This window comes from Alteromonas sp. 4NS20-0143 (assembly GCF_057542855.1).
Map to the genome: position 1 here is coordinate 1 of NZ_BAAJLR010000029.1, position 716 is coordinate 716.

Here is a 716-nt window from a genome sequence, read left to right on the forward strand (position 1 = left end):
TTAACCGGTGTAAGTACCACTTCTTTTGCGATAGCCCAGATATATGCTGCCATCTCTCTGGCTATCGCGGTAATGATCAAGTTGTAGTGTTTACCCTTTTTACTCATGCGCTGATAGCGTTTGCACAGACGCAGCTGTGCTTTCCAAGCAATATCGACGATATCTTTAGGTAAGCCTTCCTGTCTTAACTGCATTTCGGTAGAGACATTGGCCGGATAACGGTAACTGTGCGCACCTTCAATCAGTAAACGCCTTGCTCTGCCATTACCTGCTTTGGTAATGGCACCTAAGTGACGTTTACCACCGGAGGATTGTTCGCTGGGAACTAAACCTAAATACGCCATGAGTTTTCTTGGATGGTCGAAGCGGTGTAAATCGCCAAGTTCTGCTACCATGCCAACAGCAACTAGCAGTCGAACACCTCGCATAGCCTGAATAGCCTTCACTACAGGATAATAACGCCACTGGTGAACGTGGTGGGTCAATTCATTATCTAGCCTTTCTAACCGACGAATGCGCTCTTCTATGGTTTGCAATTGTTCCTGCAAGACTATTTGCTGAGCTGGGTGAGGCAATATCAATTCAGTGAGCCAGCGAAGGTGTTTTTTCGACCAGTTGGCAGTACCTTCATAGCGGATGTTATTACGCAGAAGTAAGGCTTTAAGCTGGTATTTACCTTCTTTTAAATCTTTCATGGCGGCTTCTCGGGCTCGGGA

1 protein-coding gene is annotated in these 716 nt (G+C 46.4%); it reads right to left on the minus strand.

All coding sequences use genetic code 11. The features are described 5' to 3' along the window. A partial coding sequence (locus AC27HD_RS18815; protein ID WP_487107808.1) for an IS110 family RNA-guided transposase occupies positions 1 to 716 on the minus strand: 716 nt, incomplete at both ends.